The sequence below is a fragment of the Promicromonospora sp. NPDC057488 genome, assembly GCF_042802395.1.
Classification (GTDB): Bacteria; Actinomycetota; Actinomycetes; order Actinomycetales; family Cellulomonadaceae; genus Promicromonospora.
This window is the reverse complement of record NZ_JBHVEG010000013.1, coordinates 12,885-28,729: the sequence shown is the minus strand read 5'-3', so window position 1 is coordinate 28,729 and position 15,845 is coordinate 12,885. Positions and strand designations below refer to the sequence as shown.

The 15,845-nt window shown below is 72.1% G+C and carries 15 protein-coding genes; 11 read left to right on the top strand and 4 right to left on the bottom strand.

Annotation, left to right across the window (positions count from 1 at the left end; translation table 11 throughout):
* Positions 1–4: 4 nt before the first annotated feature.
* A complete protein-coding gene (locus tag ACFU5G_RS04625) occupies positions 5–979 on the bottom strand; it encodes a DUF4349 domain-containing protein (RefSeq protein WP_377241244.1) in 975 nt (324 codons plus the stop codon).
* A 308-nt stretch (positions 980–1,287) separates the two neighbouring features.
* Here ACFU5G_RS04625 and ACFU5G_RS04620 point away from each other — a divergent pair, with 308 nt between their 5' ends.
* From ACFU5G_RS04620 to nagB, 6 genes are all read left to right on the top strand, one after another.
* Complete coding sequence (locus ACFU5G_RS04620) at positions 1,288–2,442, top strand: ROK family transcriptional regulator (RefSeq protein WP_051432856.1); 1,155 nt, start codon at positions 1,288–1,290, stop codon at positions 2,440–2,442.
* Positions 2,443–2,532: 90 nt separating this feature from the next.
* Positions 2,533–3,825, top strand: a complete 1,293-nt coding sequence (locus ACFU5G_RS04615) for an extracellular solute-binding protein (protein WP_377241242.1) — start codon at positions 2,533–2,535, stop codon at positions 3,823–3,825.
* 135 nt (positions 3,826–3,960) lie between these two features.
* The gene (locus tag ACFU5G_RS04610) at positions 3,961–4,908 is read left to right on the top strand and encodes a carbohydrate ABC transporter permease (RefSeq protein WP_377241240.1); all 948 of its coding nucleotides are present in this window, start codon (positions 3,961–3,963) and stop codon (positions 4,906–4,908) included.
* Positions 4,905–5,756 (top strand): carbohydrate ABC transporter permease, encoded by an 852-nt coding sequence (locus ACFU5G_RS04605; RefSeq protein ID WP_377241238.1) that lies wholly within the window; start codon positions 4,905–4,907, stop codon positions 5,754–5,756. Before ACFU5G_RS04610 ends, ACFU5G_RS04605 begins: the two co-directional genes overlap by 4 nt.
* Positions 5,757–5,821: 65 nt before the next feature.
* Positions 5,822–6,805, top strand: a complete 984-nt coding sequence (locus ACFU5G_RS04600) for an ROK family protein (protein ID WP_377241236.1) — start codon at positions 5,822–5,824, stop codon at positions 6,803–6,805.
* Positions 6,805–7,584 (top strand): glucosamine-6-phosphate deaminase, encoded by a 780-nt coding sequence (gene nagB / locus ACFU5G_RS04595; protein WP_377241234.1) that lies wholly within the window; start codon positions 6,805–6,807, stop codon positions 7,582–7,584. Before ACFU5G_RS04600 ends, nagB begins: the two co-directional genes overlap by 1 nt.
* A 49-nt stretch (positions 7,585–7,633) precedes the next feature.
* On the opposite strand, the gene ACFU5G_RS04590 is transcribed toward nagB, so the two are convergent.
* Positions 7,634–9,043 carry an AAA family ATPase gene (locus ACFU5G_RS04590; RefSeq protein WP_377241232.1) on the bottom strand — a complete coding sequence of 470 codons (1,410 nt, stop codon included), beginning with the start codon at positions 9,041–9,043 and terminating at the stop codon, positions 7,634–7,636.
* A gap of 182 nt (positions 9,044–9,225) precedes the next feature.
* On the opposite strand from ACFU5G_RS04590, the gene ACFU5G_RS04585 reads away from it, so the two are divergent.
* The 5 genes from ACFU5G_RS04585 (at position 9,226) to ACFU5G_RS04565 (ending at position 14,102) form a co-directional block, all read left to right on the top strand.
* Complete coding sequence (locus tag ACFU5G_RS04585; protein WP_377241230.1) at positions 9,226–9,528, top strand: DUF3039 domain-containing protein; 303 nt, start codon at positions 9,226–9,228, stop codon at positions 9,526–9,528.
* Positions 9,525–11,330, top strand: coding sequence for a DEAD/DEAH box helicase (locus ACFU5G_RS04580; protein ID WP_377241228.1), 1,806 nt, complete (start codon positions 9,525–9,527; stop codon positions 11,328–11,330). Before ACFU5G_RS04585 ends, ACFU5G_RS04580 begins: the two co-directional genes overlap by 4 nt.
* Before the next feature lie 92 nt (positions 11,331–11,422).
* Positions 11,423–12,871 carry a nicotinate phosphoribosyltransferase gene (locus ACFU5G_RS04575; RefSeq protein ID WP_377241226.1) on the top strand — a complete coding sequence of 483 codons (1,449 nt, stop codon included), beginning with the start codon at positions 11,423–11,425 and terminating at the stop codon, positions 12,869–12,871.
* A gap of 173 nt (positions 12,872–13,044) precedes the next feature.
* Entirely contained in the window at positions 13,045–13,353 is a 309-nt protein-coding gene (clpS, locus tag ACFU5G_RS04570; RefSeq protein ID WP_377241310.1) for an ATP-dependent Clp protease adapter ClpS, read from the top strand.
* Entirely contained in the window at positions 13,350–14,102 is a 753-nt protein-coding gene (locus ACFU5G_RS04565) for a DUF2017 family protein (protein WP_377241224.1), read from the top strand. The genes clpS and ACFU5G_RS04565 overlap by 4 nt, the downstream gene beginning before the upstream one ends.
* A gap of 6 nt (positions 14,103–14,108) precedes the next feature.
* On the opposite strand, the gene ACFU5G_RS04560 is transcribed toward ACFU5G_RS04565, so the two are convergent.
* Together ACFU5G_RS04560 and murI are read right to left on the bottom strand one after the other, a co-directional pair.
* Positions 14,109–14,936 (bottom strand): MBL fold metallo-hydrolase, encoded by an 828-nt coding sequence (locus tag ACFU5G_RS04560; protein ID WP_377241222.1) that lies wholly within the window; start codon positions 14,934–14,936, stop codon positions 14,109–14,111.
* Positions 14,936–15,739, bottom strand: coding sequence for a glutamate racemase (gene murI / locus ACFU5G_RS04555; RefSeq protein WP_377241220.1), 804 nt, complete (start codon positions 15,737–15,739; stop codon positions 14,936–14,938). Before murI ends, ACFU5G_RS04560 begins: the two co-directional genes overlap by 1 nt.
* Positions 15,740–15,845 lie beyond the last annotated feature (106 nt).

Genomic DNA, 15,845 nt, shown 5'->3' with positions numbered 1-15,845 from the left:
GGACTCAGGGCTCGACGGGCTCCGGCTCCACGGCGGGCGGCGTCGGACCGCCGGAGCGGGCCTTGGCGAGCTGCCTGCGCACGCCGACCACGACCAGCAGCACCACCCCGCCGAGCGCGAGCCACGGGATGATCGCGCCGAGGATCAGCACCACCACGTTGAACGTGCTCACCAGCGCGCTCCACCCCGCCGTCAGGCCGCCGACGAAGCCGCCGGGCTTCGCCTGCGCCGCCGGGGTCCCCTCCGCGACGATCTCGACCTGCAGGGTGGACATCGCGACCTCGTCCGAGAGCCGGTTGCGCTCCGAGACGCGGGAGTCCAGCTCGGCCTGCCTCGTGGAGAGCTCGGCCTCGATCTCGATCAGGTCGGCGGTGCGGTCGGCCTCGGCCATGAGCTCGCGCAGCCGGTCGGTCGACGTGCGGAGCGCCTCGATGCGGGCGTCCAGGTCCTGCGCGGTGCCGGTGACGTCGAGCGTCTCCACGTGCCGGTCGCGCACGTCGCCCAGCTTGTCGAGGGCGTCCAGGGTGGCCGAGACGCGGTCGGCGGGGATGCGCAGCGTCATCGACGCGCTGCCCGGCTCGTCGTCGGTCTCGGCGCGCTCGTCGCGGGCCTCGACCCGGCCGCCGGCCTCCTCCACGAGGCCGGCGATCTGCTCGGCGGCGGCGAACGGGTCCTCGACCGCGAGCGTCGCGTTGCCGGTGGTGACGAGCTCGCGGTCCACGGTCTCCTCGTGCGCCTCGGCGAGGCCGATCGCGCCGGTGGCGGCGTCGGCCGCCTGGTCCTCCGCGGCGCCGGGGGCGACCATCTCGCTGCGCGCCGCGGCGCCGTCGGACCCGGCCTCCGAACCGGAGTCCCCGCCGCCGGAGCATGCCGCGAGGGAGACGACGAGGGTCCCGCCGGCCACCGCGGCCACGAGTGCGTGGACGAGTCGGCGCGCGGGCGGGCCCGCGTCACCCAGAGCAGACCGGTTGCGAATCATGGGACGAGCGTAGGAGCCAGGCAGCGCCCGAACCGGCCTCAACTGAGAACTGTGATCCCTTTGTGAACTTGTGGCCCAGGTGACCCGATTTTTCATCTGTTTTGCACGGTTCTTGATCACGTTCCGGTCACGCCGTGCTCCGCCCGCCCGCTTGGTGCAGGCTCGGATTCGTCAGGCACGTGAAGTAATCAGTCCACGTCGAGCAGGGTCCGTCCCGAGCCAGGAGCAGCGTGACCCAAGTAACAGTCTTGTTACGGGTCATACCCGGCAATGGACAGCGACTCTGTTAAGGAGGTCTACTAACAAACATGGCGACGGCGACAGAACGCAGCGGCACCGGGCGAGGGCTCGGGGCACGGCTGCGCGCGACGTCCAAGGTGCTTCCCGAGCACGCCAGGGCGCACAACAGGTCCCTGGTGCTGCAGCACCTCTTCCACGAGGGGCCCACCTCCCGGGCCGACCTCGCACGAGCCACCTCGCTCACCCGCGTGACCATCTCCGACCTGGTCTCGGTGCTCATCACCGAGGGCCTGGTCGAGGAGCTCGGCACGCGCCCCGGTCAGCGCGTCGGCAAACCCGCCATCCTGGTGGGCCTGCGCACGGACGCCTACCAGATCGTCGCGGTGGACCTCACCGAGCACGGCCACATGCGCGGCGCGGTGCTCAGCCTCACCGGCCAGATCCAGGTGCGCCGGCAGCTCGACATCGACGGGCGCACGGGGGACGAGCTGGTCGACCTGCTCACCCGCTTCGTCCGGCGGCTCGTCGCGGCGGCGAACCACCCCGTGATCGGCGTCGGCGTGGGCTCGCCCGGCATCATCGACCTGGACGGGCGCGTCGTCGAGGCGCCGAACCGCGGCTGGTACGACGTGCCGCTCGCCGAGCTCCTGGGCGAGCGCCTGGGCCTGCCCGTGCACGTGGCGAACGACGCCAACACGGCGGCGCTCGGCGAGTTCACCTACGGCGGCGCGACCGGCAGCATGCTGGTGGTCACCGTCGGCGCGGGCGTCGGCGCGGGCGTGGTGGTCGACGGCGTGCGGGTGCACGGCCAGCGCGACGCCGCGGGCGAGATCGGCCACGTCACCGTCGTGGACGACGGCGAGCCCTGCGCCTGCGGTCGCGTGGGCTGCCTCGAGACGGTCCTGTCCGTGCCGGCGCTGCGGCGCGCGGTCGCGGACAAGAGCCAAGAAGATTCCGACGCCGCCCTGGCGTCGGCCGGCCGGGTGCTGGGTGTGACCCTCGCCCCGGTCGTCAGCGCGCTCAACCTCACGGAGGTTCTGCTGAGCGGTCCGCGCGACCTGCTCGACGGCCCCCTGCGCGAGGCTGCGCTGGACACCATCCGACAGCGGACCATGCCGGCCATCAACACCGGCCTGCAGCTGCGGATGGCCGCACTCGACGAGGACGTGGTGCTGGCGGGTGCCGCCGTCCTCGTGCTTTCCGCCCAGCTGGGGGTCTCGTGAGCATCAGTGCGCACGCGTGGGCGGTGGGCATCCCATCGAGCTTTCCCTTTGTTCCGCGACACACGGTCGTATCCCGGGAGGAACCCACACGTGAACAAGAACCGTCTCGTCGGCGCTGCGGCGTCGGCGATCACCCTGACGCTCGCGCTCAGCGCCTGCGGTAACGCCGGCGGGGCCGCGGCCCCCGAGGAGACCGGTCCCGGCGAGGTCCGGGTCTGGCTCGTCGGCACCGACACGCCCCCCGAGGCGCGCGACTACCTCAAGAAGACCTTCGAGGAGGAGAACCCGGGCAGCACCCTCACGGTCGAGGAGCAGGCCTGGGACGGCCTGGTCGACAAGTACACGACGGCGCTGTCCGGCTCGGACGCCCCCGACGTGGTCGAGATCGGCAACACCCAGGCCGCCGCGTTCACCTCGGCGGGCTACTTCCGCGAGATCACCGCGGACGAGTTCGAGACGCTGGGCGGCTCCGACCTGCTCCCCGGCTTCGTCGAGGCCGGTGACTGGGAGGGCAAGCACTACGCCCTGCCGTACTACTCGGGCTCGCGCGTCGTCTTCTACTCCAAGCAGGTCCTGGGCGACACCCCGGTGCCGACCACGCTCGACGAGTACGTCGAGACGGCCGTCGACCTGAAGACGGACGACCTGTCCGGCGTCTACTGGCCCGGCCAGGACTGGTACAACGCCCTGCCCTTCATCTGGGAGAACGGCGGCTACATCGCCGAGCAGGCCGAGGACGGCACCTGGGACGCGGGCTTCTCGTCCGAGGGCGGCCTCGCGGGCCTGGAGCAGATCCAGACCATCATGACCAAGGGCAACAACGCCCCGTCCGACGCGCAGGAGACCGACCTCCAGGTGCCGTTCTGCGAGGGCAAGGTCGCCTTCCTCTCGGCGCCGAGCTGGATCCAGTGGTCCATCAACGCTCCCGAGAAGCCGGAGGACCCGGACGGCGTCCCGGGCTGCGCCTCGACGTACGGCAAGGACCTCGAGGGCCTCGCCCTGCCGGGCAAGGACGGCGGAGCCGCGCAGGTGTTCGCCGGCGGCTCGAACATCGCCATCGCGCAGAAGTCCGCGCGTCCTGACCTCGCGATGAGCGCCTACGAGATCCTGCTCAGCGACGAGTACCAGTCGATCCTCGCCGGCATCGGCCTGTTCCCGGCCAAGACCTCGCTCTTCGAGCAGGTCGACCAGTCGACGTCGATCGGCAAGGCCGCCGCCGAGGCCGCCGCCAACGCGAAGCTCACGCCGGCGTCCCCGAAGTGGGCCGACGTCGAGTCCAAGACGCTGCTGCAGACCGCGTTCTCGCGGATCGCCGCCGGCGAGGACGTGAAGACCATCGCGGAGAAGCTCGACGCGGACATCGAGGAGATCCTCAACAGCTGACCTCGGTCAGCACGACTTCCCGTCCCGCCCGGCGCCACCTCGAGCCCGGGCGGGACGGGACACCACTGCCCGCCTGATGCCCGCGGCTGCTCTTCCAGTGGAGCGGCAGTCGGCCGCCTCAGAGGAAGACAGGACATGAGCTCCACACTTCTCGACGCCCCGGCGCCACCGCGCCAAGAGATCCGGCGCAAGCGCCGGCCCCCGTACCTGCCCTGGCTCCTGCTGTCGGCCGCGATGGTCATCCTCGGCGTGCTGACCGGGTTCCCCCTCGTCCGCCTGGTCGTGATGTCGTTCCAGGAGTACGAGCGGGCCCAGCTGATGGGCCAGCCCGCCGAGTGGGTCGGGTTCGACAACTACGCGACGATCCTGACCGACGTCGACGGCTTCTGGACCGTGCTGGCCCGCAGCTTCGTGCTCATGGTCGTCCTGGTGGTCGTCACGATCGTGCTCGGCATGCTCGTGGCCCTGCTCATGATGCGGGTCGGCAAGGGCCTGCGGCTCCTGGTCTCGGTCGGCCTGCTGCTGGCCTGGGCCATGCCGTCGCTGGCCGCGACCACCGTCTGGGGCTGGCTCTTCGACACGCAGTACGGCGTGGTCAACAACCTGCTCACCAGGTTCACCGGGGACCGGTGGTTCGGCTACTCCTGGCTGCTCGACCCGCTGTCGTTCTTCGTGATCGTGACGTGCATCGTCGTGTGGGGTGCCGTGCCGTTCGTCGCGTTCACGCTCTACGCGGGCCTGACGCAGATCCCGGAAGAGGTCATCGAGGCCGCGCAGCTCGACGGCGCCGGCGCGTTCCAGCGCTTCCGGCTCATCCAGCTGCCGTACGTGCGCAGCATCGTCACGGTGCTCGTGGTGCTGTCGATGATCTGGGACCTGAAGCTCTTCACGCAGGTCTTCGTGCTGCAGGACATCGGCGGTGACCGTGAGCTGACCAGCACCATCGGCGTCTACATCTACCAGATGGGTATGGCCCAGGGGCACTACGGCCTGGCGAGCGCGATCGGCGTCATCTTCGTGATCGTCATGCTGGCCATCGCCTACCCCTATGTGCGGCGCACGCTGCGGGAGGAAGAGCTGTGATCAAGGTTCGCAAGCGACTCGCCGACACCGGGTTCGGCGTGATCGCCGTCTTCGTCTTCGTGCTCTCGGCCTTCCCCGTGTACTGGATGGTCAGCACCTCGTTCCTGCCGAACAACCGCATCCGTGGTGAGAACCTCGCGTTCTTCCCCACGCCGGACGTGTTCACGCTGGACAACTACCGGGCCGCGATCTTCAGCCCACGAGCGCCGTTCGCGCCCGCCGTGCTGAACTCGATCGGGGTCACGTTCCTGACCCTGCTGATCGTCCTGGTCGTCGGGTTCGTGGCCTCGCTCGCCCTGACCCGGTTCCAGTTCAAGGGACGTCGCACCTTCATCGTGCTGATCCTGGTTGTCCAGATGATCCCCGGAGAGGCGATGATCATCTCGATGTTCCGGATCATCGACGGCTGGCAGCTGCTCAACACGATCATCGGACTCACGCTCGTGTACGCGGCGGGAGTGCTGCCGTTCACCATCTGGACGCTGCGCGGATTCGTCAACGGTGTACCCAAGGAGCTGGAGGAGGCGGCGATGATCGACGGCTGTTCCCGGGCCGGCGCGTTCTGGCGGGTCACGTTCCCGCTGCTCGCCCCGGGCCTGGTGGCCACCGGTGTGTTCGCGTTCATCCAGGCGTGGAACGAGTTCGTCACGGCGCTCGTGATCATGCAGCGGCCCGAGGCGATGACCCTGCCCCTGTGGCTGCGCACGTTCGTGCAGGCCACGCAGGCCACCAACTGGGGTGCGGTCATGGCGGCCTCGGTGCTCATCGCGATCCCCGCGGTGGTCTTCTTCCTCATCGTGCAGGGTCGGATGACCGGCGGGCTGGTCTCCGGCGCGGTGAAGGGCTGATGGGCGGTCGGCGGAAGTCCGGCGGCAGCAGTTCCAAGGGTGGTTCCAGCAAGCGAGAGGTCGGGATGGGAAAGGTCGGCAAGCGGCAAGGGGCTGCCGCGCCCGAGTACACGGTCGGCCTCGACATCGGCGGCACCAAGATCCTCGGCGCGCTCCTCGACCCGGCGGGCGAGGTGGTCGCCACGGTGCGCCGGTCCACGGTGCACGGGGCCGACGGCCTGGTCGCCGGTGCGGCGGGCGCCGTGCGGGACGTGGTGGAGTCCGGCGGGGTGGAGCTCGGGGCGGTGGTCGGCGTCGGGCTGGGCATCCCCGGCATCGTCGACCACGTGTCCGGCACCGTGAAGCACGCGGTCAACCTGGGGGTGCACGACGACGAGCTGCCGCTCGCCGACCTGCTCTCCCTGGCGCTGGGCGGCGTGCCCGTGGTGGTGGAGAACGACCTCAACGTGGCCGCCGTCGGCGCCGCGCACGTGCTGGAGCGCTCGGAGAGCCAGGCCGGCGGGACCCCGGAGCACGAGGACCTCGCGTTCCTCGCGCTGGGTACGGGCCTCGCGTCCGGCCTGGTGCTGGACGGCGAGCTGCGCCGCGGCGCGAGCGGCGCGGCCGGCGAGATCGGGCACATCCCCGTGGACCCGCTCGGGCCGGAGTGCCCGTGCGGGCAGCGGGGCTGCCTGGAGCGGTTCGCCTCGGGCAAGGCGCTGGAGGCGGCGTGGCCGTCGCGGCGCGGCAAGCCCGCCCCGGTCGAGCTGTTCGAGGCGGCACGTGCGGGCGACGAGGAGGCCGTCGCGGTCAAGGACCGGTTCGCGGCCGCCACGGCGTCCGCGGTGCGGCTGCTGGTGCTGACCACCGACGTGCGGCACGTCGTGCTCGGCGGCGGCGTGGCCCAGCTCGGCACCGAGCTGCTGGACGCGGTGCAGGACGCGCTGCGCGAGCAGGCCAAGGTGTCGTCGTTCCTCGGCTCGCTCAAGCTGGCCGAGCGGGTCAGTCTGGCGCCGACGCACGTTCCGGTCGCGGCGGTGGGCGCCGCGGTCCTGGGAAGGAGGAGCTGATGGAGGTCGTGATCGCGCCGGCGGCCGAGCTGGCGAGGCTGGCGGCGGACGCCGTCGAGGGCCTGCTGCGGAGCAACCCGGAGACGGTGCTCGGCCTGGCCACCGGGTCCTCGCCCCTGGCGGTGTACGACGAGCTGGCCACCCGGCACAAGGACGGGCTCTCGTTCGCGCGGGCCCGGGCGTTCATGCTCGACGAGTACGTCGGGCTGAGCGCGGACCACCCGGAGCGGTACCGGAACGTGATCGAGAAGGAGTTCGCCGCCCGCGTCGACCTGCCCGCCGGCGCGGTGCAGGGACCCGACGGGCTGGCGTCCGACCTCCCGGCGGCCTGCGCCGCCTACGAGCAGGCGATCACGGACGCCGGGGGCGTGGACCTGCAGATCCTGGGGATCGGCACGGACGGCCATATCGCGTTCAACGAGCCGGGCTCCTCGCTCGCGTCGCGTACGCGGATCAAGACGCTGACGAAGCAGACCCGCGAGGACAACGCGCGGTTCTTCGGCGGGTCCGTCGACGACGTGCCCCGGCACTGCCTGACCCAGGGCCTGGCCACGATCATGTCGGCGCGGCACCTGGTGCTGCTGGCGTCCGGGCGGGCCAAGGCCGAGGCGGTCCACCAGCTCGTGGAGGGCCCGGTCTCGGCGATGTGGCCCGCCACGATCATGCAGCTGCACCCGCACGCGACCGTGCTGGTCGACGACGCGGCCGCCTCCCGCCTGCAGCTCGGCGACTACTACCGGCAGACCTACGCCGACAAGCCGGACTGGCAGGGCCTGTGACCACCTGTCAGACGCTCAGGTCCCTCGGGTGACCTGAGCGTCTGACACGTCAGAGGTAGTTGCCCGCGACCGGGGCGGGCTTCCACCGGCCCGACGTCGCCACGTCGGCGACCCGGCCGGTCGTGAGGCCCTCCGGTCCGTGCTCCAGGATGGAGCGGCGGGCGACCTCCCGCAGGTCCGCGCCCGTGGCGCCGTCCAGGTACGAGGCGATCAGGTCCACGTCCACCGCGGCGTCCGGGGGCAGGAAGAGGCGGAGGATCGCCGTGCGCCCCACCTGGTCCGGCGGCGGCACCTCGATGATGGTGTCGAAGCGGCCGGGCCGCTTCACCGCCGGGTCCAGGGCGTCCGGGTCGTTCGTGGTCGCGACCGTCAGCACGTCGTCCGAGCTGCGGGTGCCGTCCAGGGCGTCCAGGAACTCGGCGAACGACGTGTCGCCGCGCGAGCCCTTCGAGGCCACCGAGTCGATCTCCTCCAGCACGACGAGGCACGGGCCGAGCCCGCGGATCTCCTCGTACAGCTCGGTCATCCAGGTGCGCAGCACCTCGGCGGTGACGAGCACGACCGTGAGCGGCCCCGCGAGCTCCGTGGCGATCACGCGCGTCAGCTTGGTCTTGCCGACTCCGGGCCTGCCGGCCAGCAGCAGGCCGCGCGACGTGGTGTGGCCCAGGGCCCGCAGCGCGTCGCGGCGGGTGGTCACGCTCGAGCAGAACAGGTCCACCTCGCGCCACAGGTCGGCGGGCAGCACCACGTCGCCGCGCACCTGGACCGTGTGCTTGACCGGCGTCAGCTCGACGGTCCCGTTGCCGGGCCGGGCCGACAGCACACCGCCGCGGTAGGGGTGGTCCGCCTCCAGCGTGCGGGTCAGGTCCGCCAGGACCTGCTCGGCGAGCGCGAGCCCGCCCGGCGGGGTGAACGCGGTGATCGTGGGCGTGCCGTACCGGTAGGCGACCTCGACGGCCACGGGCGTGCCGTAGGCGGTCCCGGCCGGGAAGTGGACGGTCGCGACGGCCGGCACGCTCACCGAGGTGCCGTTGCCGAGGTCGAGGGCCGCGCGCTGCGGCGCTCCGCCGGGGCCGAACACGGCGACGTCGTCGGGGTGCCGGTCCACCCAGCGCTGCAGCGCGTACGCGTGCAGCCGCTGCAGGGTGCGCGACATGTCGCGGGAGACGTTCACGAGCGTGCTCTCGTCGACCTCCCACAGGCGGCCGAGCCACTCGCTGGACGTGCGGGGCTCGCGGGGGCGGTCGGGGACCGGGCGGCCGAGCATCGCGGCCACGGCGGCGACGGCGCGCCGTGCGGCCTCGTCGTGGTCGCCGAAGTCGGGCCAGACCGGGTCGGGCGCACCGCGGGGGATGGGGTCGTCCGACAGGACGGTGGACAGGGTCGCGGCGAGATCGGTCGCGGGGACGGCGCCGTCGTCGGGCAGAGTGAGGCTCCTCTCAGGGCGGGAAGATGACATGCAGACAGTTATAGCGGGGGTCACCGACACGACCGCAAGGAATTCCGCGCGTCAGACGGCGCGGGATCCCGCGCGGCGGCGCGCGGCGGGCCGTCACGTGAGGTCGGAACGGGACCTTTCGGCCTGGTCCGGAGCGCGCGCCGCTGGAGTCGGTGTCGGTGGTCCCGCGTAGACTCGGGTGCATGACCGAACCACTCTCCAGCCCGCAGGACGAGCCCAGTACGCAGGGCGGTACGAGCGTCCTCGAGCGCGAGGAGACCCGGGAGGAGACCGAACCGGGAGACCACGAGCGGTTTGCGCACTACGTGCGCAAGGAGAAGATCATGGAGTCCGCCATGAGCGGCAAGCCAGTGATCGCGCTCTGCGGCAAGGTCTGGGTTCCGGGCCGGGACCCGGGCAAGTTCCCGGTGTGTCCCCGGTGCAAGGAGATCTACGACGGTCTCCGCGACCCGCAGGACGGCGGCGAGGGCGACTCCACCAAGTGACGAGCCAGCCGCAGCAGCTGCCCCACACACCGTCGTCTGCGGCCGCTTCGTCGCTCAGCCCTGCCTTTCCACGTCGCGCCCCCTGGGGCACGGCGTCGAGCCTGCGCGCCTGGCAGGCGGAGGCCCTGGAGCAGTACCGCGTGTCGAACCCGCGGGACTTCCTGGCCGTCGCCACCCCTGGCGCGGGCAAGACGACGTTCGCGCTCCGCATCGCCACCGAGCTCCTCGAGCAGGGCATCGTCCGGCGGGTCACCGTCGTGGCGCCCACCGAGCACCTCAAGACCCAGTGGGCCGACGCCGCCGCGCGCGTGGGCATCCGTATCGACCCGCACTTCAAGAACTCGCAGGGCCGGCACGGCTCGCACTACGACGGCGTCGCGCTGACCTACGCCCAGGTCGCGGCCAAGCCGGCGCTGCACCGTGCCCGCACCGAGGCGCAGCGCACCCTGGTGATCCTCGACGAGGTGCACCACGGTGGCGACGCCCTGAGCTGGGGCGAGGCCGTCCGCGAGGCGTTCGAGGGCGGTGAGCGCCGGCTGGCGCTGACCGGCACCCCGTTCCGTAGCGACACGTCCGCGATCCCGTTCGTCCAGTACGAGGCCGACGCCGAGGGCATCCGCCGCTCCAAGGCCGACTACACCTACGGCTACGGCGAGGCGCTCCGCGACCACGTCGTCCGGCCCGTCCTGTTCATGTCCTACGCCGGCGACATGCGCTGGCGCACCAAGATGGGCGACGAGATCAGTGCCCGCCTCGGCGAGGCCATGACCAAGGACATGACCGGCCAGGCGTGGCGCACCGCGCTGGACCCGGAGGGGCAGTGGATCCCGTCGGTGCTCTCGGCCGCGGACAAGCGCCTGACCGAGGTGCGTCGCACCGTGCCCGACGCCGGCGGCCTGGTCATCGCCACCGACCAGGACAACGCGCGCGCCTACGCCGCGCACCTGCACGAGATCACGGGCAAGCGCCCCACGGTCGTCCTGTCCGACGACGAGGGCGCCTCGGGGCGCATCGAGGAGTTCGCGCAGAGCGAGGACCGCTGGATGGTCGCCGTGCGCATGGTGTCGGAGGGCGTGGACGTGCCGCGGCTCGCCGTCGGCGTGTACGCCACGAGCGCCTCGACGCCGCTGTTCTTCGCGCAGGCGATCGGCCGGTTCGTGCGGGCGCGCAAGCGCGGCGAGACGGCGTCGATCTTCCTGCCGAGCGTCGCGCCGCTGCTGAACCTGGCCAACTCGATGGAGCAGGAGCGCGACCACGCGCTCGACCGGCCGCGCACGGCCGAGGAGCAGGGCATCGAGTACGACCCGGAGGCCGCGCTGATCGCGGAGGCCAACAAGGAGGAGAAGGCGTCGGGCGAGCTGCTGGGCTCGTTCCAGGCGCTCGAGGCCCAGGCCTCGTTCGACCGCGTCCTGTTCGACGGCGGCGAGTTCGGCGCGGGGGCGGACGTGGGCTCGGCGGAGGAGCTCGACTTCCTCGGCCTGCCCGGCCTGCTGGAGCCCGACCAGGTGGCGACGCTGCTGCGGCAGCGCCAGGCCGACCACCTCAAGGCGCGCGGCGGGGCGCCGTCGGCCCGCGAGGTGGAGGCGGAGCGGTCGGAGCAGGAGCACCGGCGCGCGGCGGAGCTGCGCAAGGAGCTGTCCAAGCTCGTCTCCGCGTGGGCCAAGCGCAGCGGGCAGCCGCACGGCATCATCCACACCGAGCTGCGCCGCAAGTGCGGCGGGCCCGAGGTGCCGCTGGCGACGGCCGATCAGCTGACCGCCCGCGTGGCGCAGGTGCGGCGCTGGTTCGTCGGTCAGAAGTAGCAGGAGAGCGAGACGATCCGCATGGTGAGACAGGAGCCCGACATGGCCGTATTCGCCCGGCCCAGGCCAGTTCTCTGGCCTACCGTGAGTGCATGACCGACGAGCTTCGGAGCATCGGCGCTCCGCTCACCGACTCGTGGCCTGCGCTCGACAACGGTGTCGTGGAACCGCGGCCGCTCCCTGCCGCACCCCTCCCGGCGGTCCGTCCGTCCGTGGCCCTGCTCACCGACCGCTACGAGCTGACCATGCTCCAGGCGGCCCTGGCCGACGGCACGGCCCACCGGCACTGCGTTTTCGAGGTGTTCACGCGGCGCCTGCCCGCAGGCCGGCGCTACGGCGTCCTGGCCGGGACCGGCCGCGTCCTGGAAGCGCTGCCACACTTCGTCTTCGAGGACGCCGAGCTGGCGTATCTCGAGCAGAACGCCGTGGTGGACCGCCGCACGCTGGACTACCTCGCGAACTACCGGTTCACCGGGACCATCCAGGGCTACGTCGAGGGTGAGGTGTTCTTCCCCGGCTCGCCCGTGCTGCAGGTCGAGGGCACGTTCGCCGAGGCCGTGCTGCTGGAGACCCTGATCCTGTCGATCCTGAACTACGACTCGGCGGTGGCGTCGGCGGCGTCGCGGATGACGAGCGCGGCCGGCAACCGGCCGGTGCTGGAGATGGGCTCCCGGCGGGCCAGCGAGCAGGCCGCCGTCGCGGCCGCGCGCGCCGCCGTGATCGGCGGCTTCGCCGGCACCTCGAACCTCGAGGCCGGCATGCGCTACGGGCTCGACACCATCGGCACCGCCGCGCACGCCTTCACGCTGCTGCACGACAGCGAGCGGGAGGCCTTCGCGTCGCAGGTCGCCTCGCTCGGCCCCGGGACCACGCTGCTCGTGGACACCTACGACGTGAAGCAGGGTGTGGCGACCGCCGTCGAGGTGGCGGGCACCGGGCTGGGCGCGGTGCGCCTCGACTCGGGCGACCTCGGCGGGCTGGCGGGGGAGGTGCGCCGGCAGCTCGACTCGCTCGGCGCGCGGGACACCAAGATCGTGGTTACCTCCGACCTCGACGAGTACGCGATCGCGTCGCTGGCCGCGGCGCCGGTGGACGTCTACGGCGTCGGCACGTCGCTCGTGACCGGGTCGGGCGCGCCCACCTGCGGCATGGTCTACAAGCTGGTGGCGCGCGCCGACGCGTCGGGTGTCCTGCAGCCGGTGGCCAAGGCGTCGGCGAACAAGGCGTCCGTGGGCGGGCGCAAGGCGGCCGCGCGCCGCTACGGCCGCGACGGCTACGCCATCGAGGAGATCATGGTGACCGGCCCGGACACCGCCGTGGCGGAGTGGACGCCGCAGAGCGACGACCTGCGGCCCCTGCTCGCGCCGCTGGTGGTCGACGGCGCCGTCGACTCGCGCTGGGTGGGCCCGTACGGCGTCGCGAACGCCGCGATCAACCACGGCATGGTGCGCGCCGAGCTGCCGCGCGGGGCGCGCCGGCTGTCCAAGGGCGACCCGGCCATCCCGACGGTGGACCTCCGGCTCGCCGACCGCCGCTACTGAGCGGTCCGACCTGCGCGAGGACCGCTGCGTGAACCCGTCGTGACCGACCGGTGGCCGGAGGTCACAGCCCGGCGACAACTTCCGGCGAATCTCGGACAGGGGTGTCCAGTCCAGGGACGAAACAGCCTAGAGTGAGACCTGTGACAACTTCCCCGCTGCCGCTGCTCGTGCCCATGGGGTCAGCCGGGACGGCCGTCGAGGAGGACACCGAGGAGGCGCTCGCCTCCGGGATCGCCGACCCGTGGGTGACGATCGTCTGGAACGATCCGGTGAACCTGATGTCGTACGTCACCTACGTGTTCGAGAGCTACTTCGGGTACCCGCGCACCAAGGCGGAGCAGCTCATGACCCAGGTGCACAAGAACGGTCGCGCCGTCGTGTCCAGCGGTGGGCGCGAGCGCATGGAGGTGGACGTGCAAGCGATGCATGGGTTCGGGCTGTGGGCGACGCTGCAGGAGTCGGGCGCTCGGGGAGCCGCATGACGCCGTTCCGCGCCATGCGGCGGGGCTACGAGGCTCGGTTCGAACCGGTGGAGCGGGTCGTCCTGGCCAAGGTGGCACGCGACGTCTCCGCGATGCTCCGCGAGGAGGCGGGCCTGGACCTGTTCTCCGACGGCGGCGAGCCCGGTCCGTCGTCGCACCATGCCCCGGGCAAGGGACAGGCCTGGGCCAACGGGCTCCTCGCGCCGGACGAGCTGACCGACGCCGACCTCGCGCGGCTCACGGGCGTGACCGGTGTCGGGCGCATCCCGACGGACCCCGCGGCGCAGCGGCTGCTGCCGGACGCGAGCAAGGACGACACGGACATCGCCGACGAGTTCCGGCGGCTCACGCAGAACGACGTCGCCCAGGCCAAGGTGGACCGCCTGGAGGCGTTCGCCGCGCTCCTGGACCTGCCCTCGGGCGACGACGCGCCCTCGACGGTGGGCCGGCACGGTGCGCCGCCCCCGGTGCGGGTGCCGCGGGAGGACGCCGAGCAGTTCGCCGGCGCGCTCACGGACGTGCGGCTCGTCATCGCCGAGCGGCTCGGCCTGAAGACCGACGACCAGGTCATGCAGCTCACCGACGAGATCATGTGGGACCGGCAGGCCGGCCGCGAGATCCCGGTGGCCACCGACGGCCGGGCCGCCCGGCGGTTCTGGTCCGGGGTCTTCGTCGCGGCGGGCTACGCCCAGGAGACCCTGATGGACGTCATGCTCGCCGAGCTGCGGGGCAAGCGCCCCCTGGCGTAGGCCGGGTCAGATCTCGTAGACCGTGCCCGGGACCGCCACGTCGACCGGGCCCGCGTAGGTCGCGCGCGCCTCGGCCAGCGAGTCCTCCGGGTCGTTCCACACCGGCAGGTGCGTGAGCAGCAGCCGGCGGGCGCCGGCGTCGGTCGCCACCTGCCCGGCGCGGTGGCCGGTGAGGTGGATGCCGCGTTCGACGACGTCGTCGCGCCCCTCCAGGAACGCCGCCTCGCTGAGCAGCAGGTCGGCGTCGCGCGCGAGGTCCACCACGGAGGTGCACGCGTCGGTGTCGCCCGTGTAGGCCAGGGTCGCGGTCCCGCCCGCCGACGACGGGCCGGTCACCCGCACGCCGTACGTCTCCACCGGGTGGAACACACGGTGCGGCTCGATCGTCAGCGGCCCGACCTCGATCTGCTTGTGGTCGGCCCAGGAGCGGAAGTCGAAGTCGTTCTCCATGGACTCGCCGTCGCTCAGCCCGTAGGACAGGGCGACGTGCCGCTCGGTGGTGGACGGCCCGTAGACCGGGAGCGGACCGTTGCGGCGGCCGGCGCGCAGCGACCCGTGCTCGGGGTGGTAGCGCAGATATACGTACAGACCCGCGAGGTCCGCGCAGTGGTCGGGGTGCAGGTGCGAGATCGAGACGGCGTCGAGCAGCCGGGGCTCGACGTGCCGCTGGAGGGCGCCGAACGCGCCGTTGCCGAGGTCGAGCAGCACGTTCCAGTCGCGCGCCTCGTAGCCGGCCGTGGCCGACTCCGCCGCGGTGACCTGCACCAGGTACGACGACGCGGGGGTGGCGGGACCGGGGAACGAGCCGGAGACCCCCAGGGGGATGAGGCGCATCAGACGGCCTCCACGAGGGAGACCTCGGGGCCGAGGAACCGGCTGGCCAGCTGCCCGAACGGGGCGGGGTCGCCGGTCGTGAGGAAGCGGTGCACCGGTGCACCGCCGTCGGGCGAGCGCTCCAGGTCGTGCGCCACGAGGGTGCGGTACACGTCCTTGGCGGTCTCGTCCGCGCTGGAGACCAGCGTGACGTCCTCGCCCATGACGTAGGAGATGGCGCCCGCGAGCAGCGGGTAGTGGGTGCAGCCCAGCACGAGCGTGTCGACGCCGGCTTCCTTGACCGGGTCGAGGTACTCGTGGGCGAACTTCTGCACCTCCGGGCCGGACGTGCGGCCCTCCTCGACGAAGCGCACGAACTCCGGGCAGGCCTTGCTGGTGATCGTCAGGCCGGGGGTGACGTGGAAGGCGTCGTCGTACGCGCGCGACCGGATCGTGGTGCGCGTGCCGATCACGCCGATGCGGCCGGTCCGGGTGGCGGTCACGGCGGCCCGGGCGGCGGGCAGGATCACCTCGACCACGGGGATGCCGTGGCGCTGCTCGTACCGCTCGCGCGCGTCGCGCATCATCGCCGACGACGCGGTGTTGCACGCGATGACCAGCATCTTCACGCCGTCGGCCATGAGCCGGTCCATGGCGTCGAGCGCCATGGCGCGCACCGCCGCGATCGGCTTGGGCCCGTACGGGCTGTTCGCGGTGTCGCCGAGGTACCGGACCTGCTCGTTGGGCAGCTGGTCCAGGATGGCGCGCGCGACCGTGAGGCCGCCGAGGCCGGAGTCGAAGATCCCGATGGGCGCGTCGTTCACGGGGTGAAGCCTAGCGACGTGATCGTGTCGGAACCGTTACCAGCGCCACGCGCTGTGCGTGACGCGCGCCACGTTCCGGCAGGTCAGCGGGGTTCTTTCCGGCAGG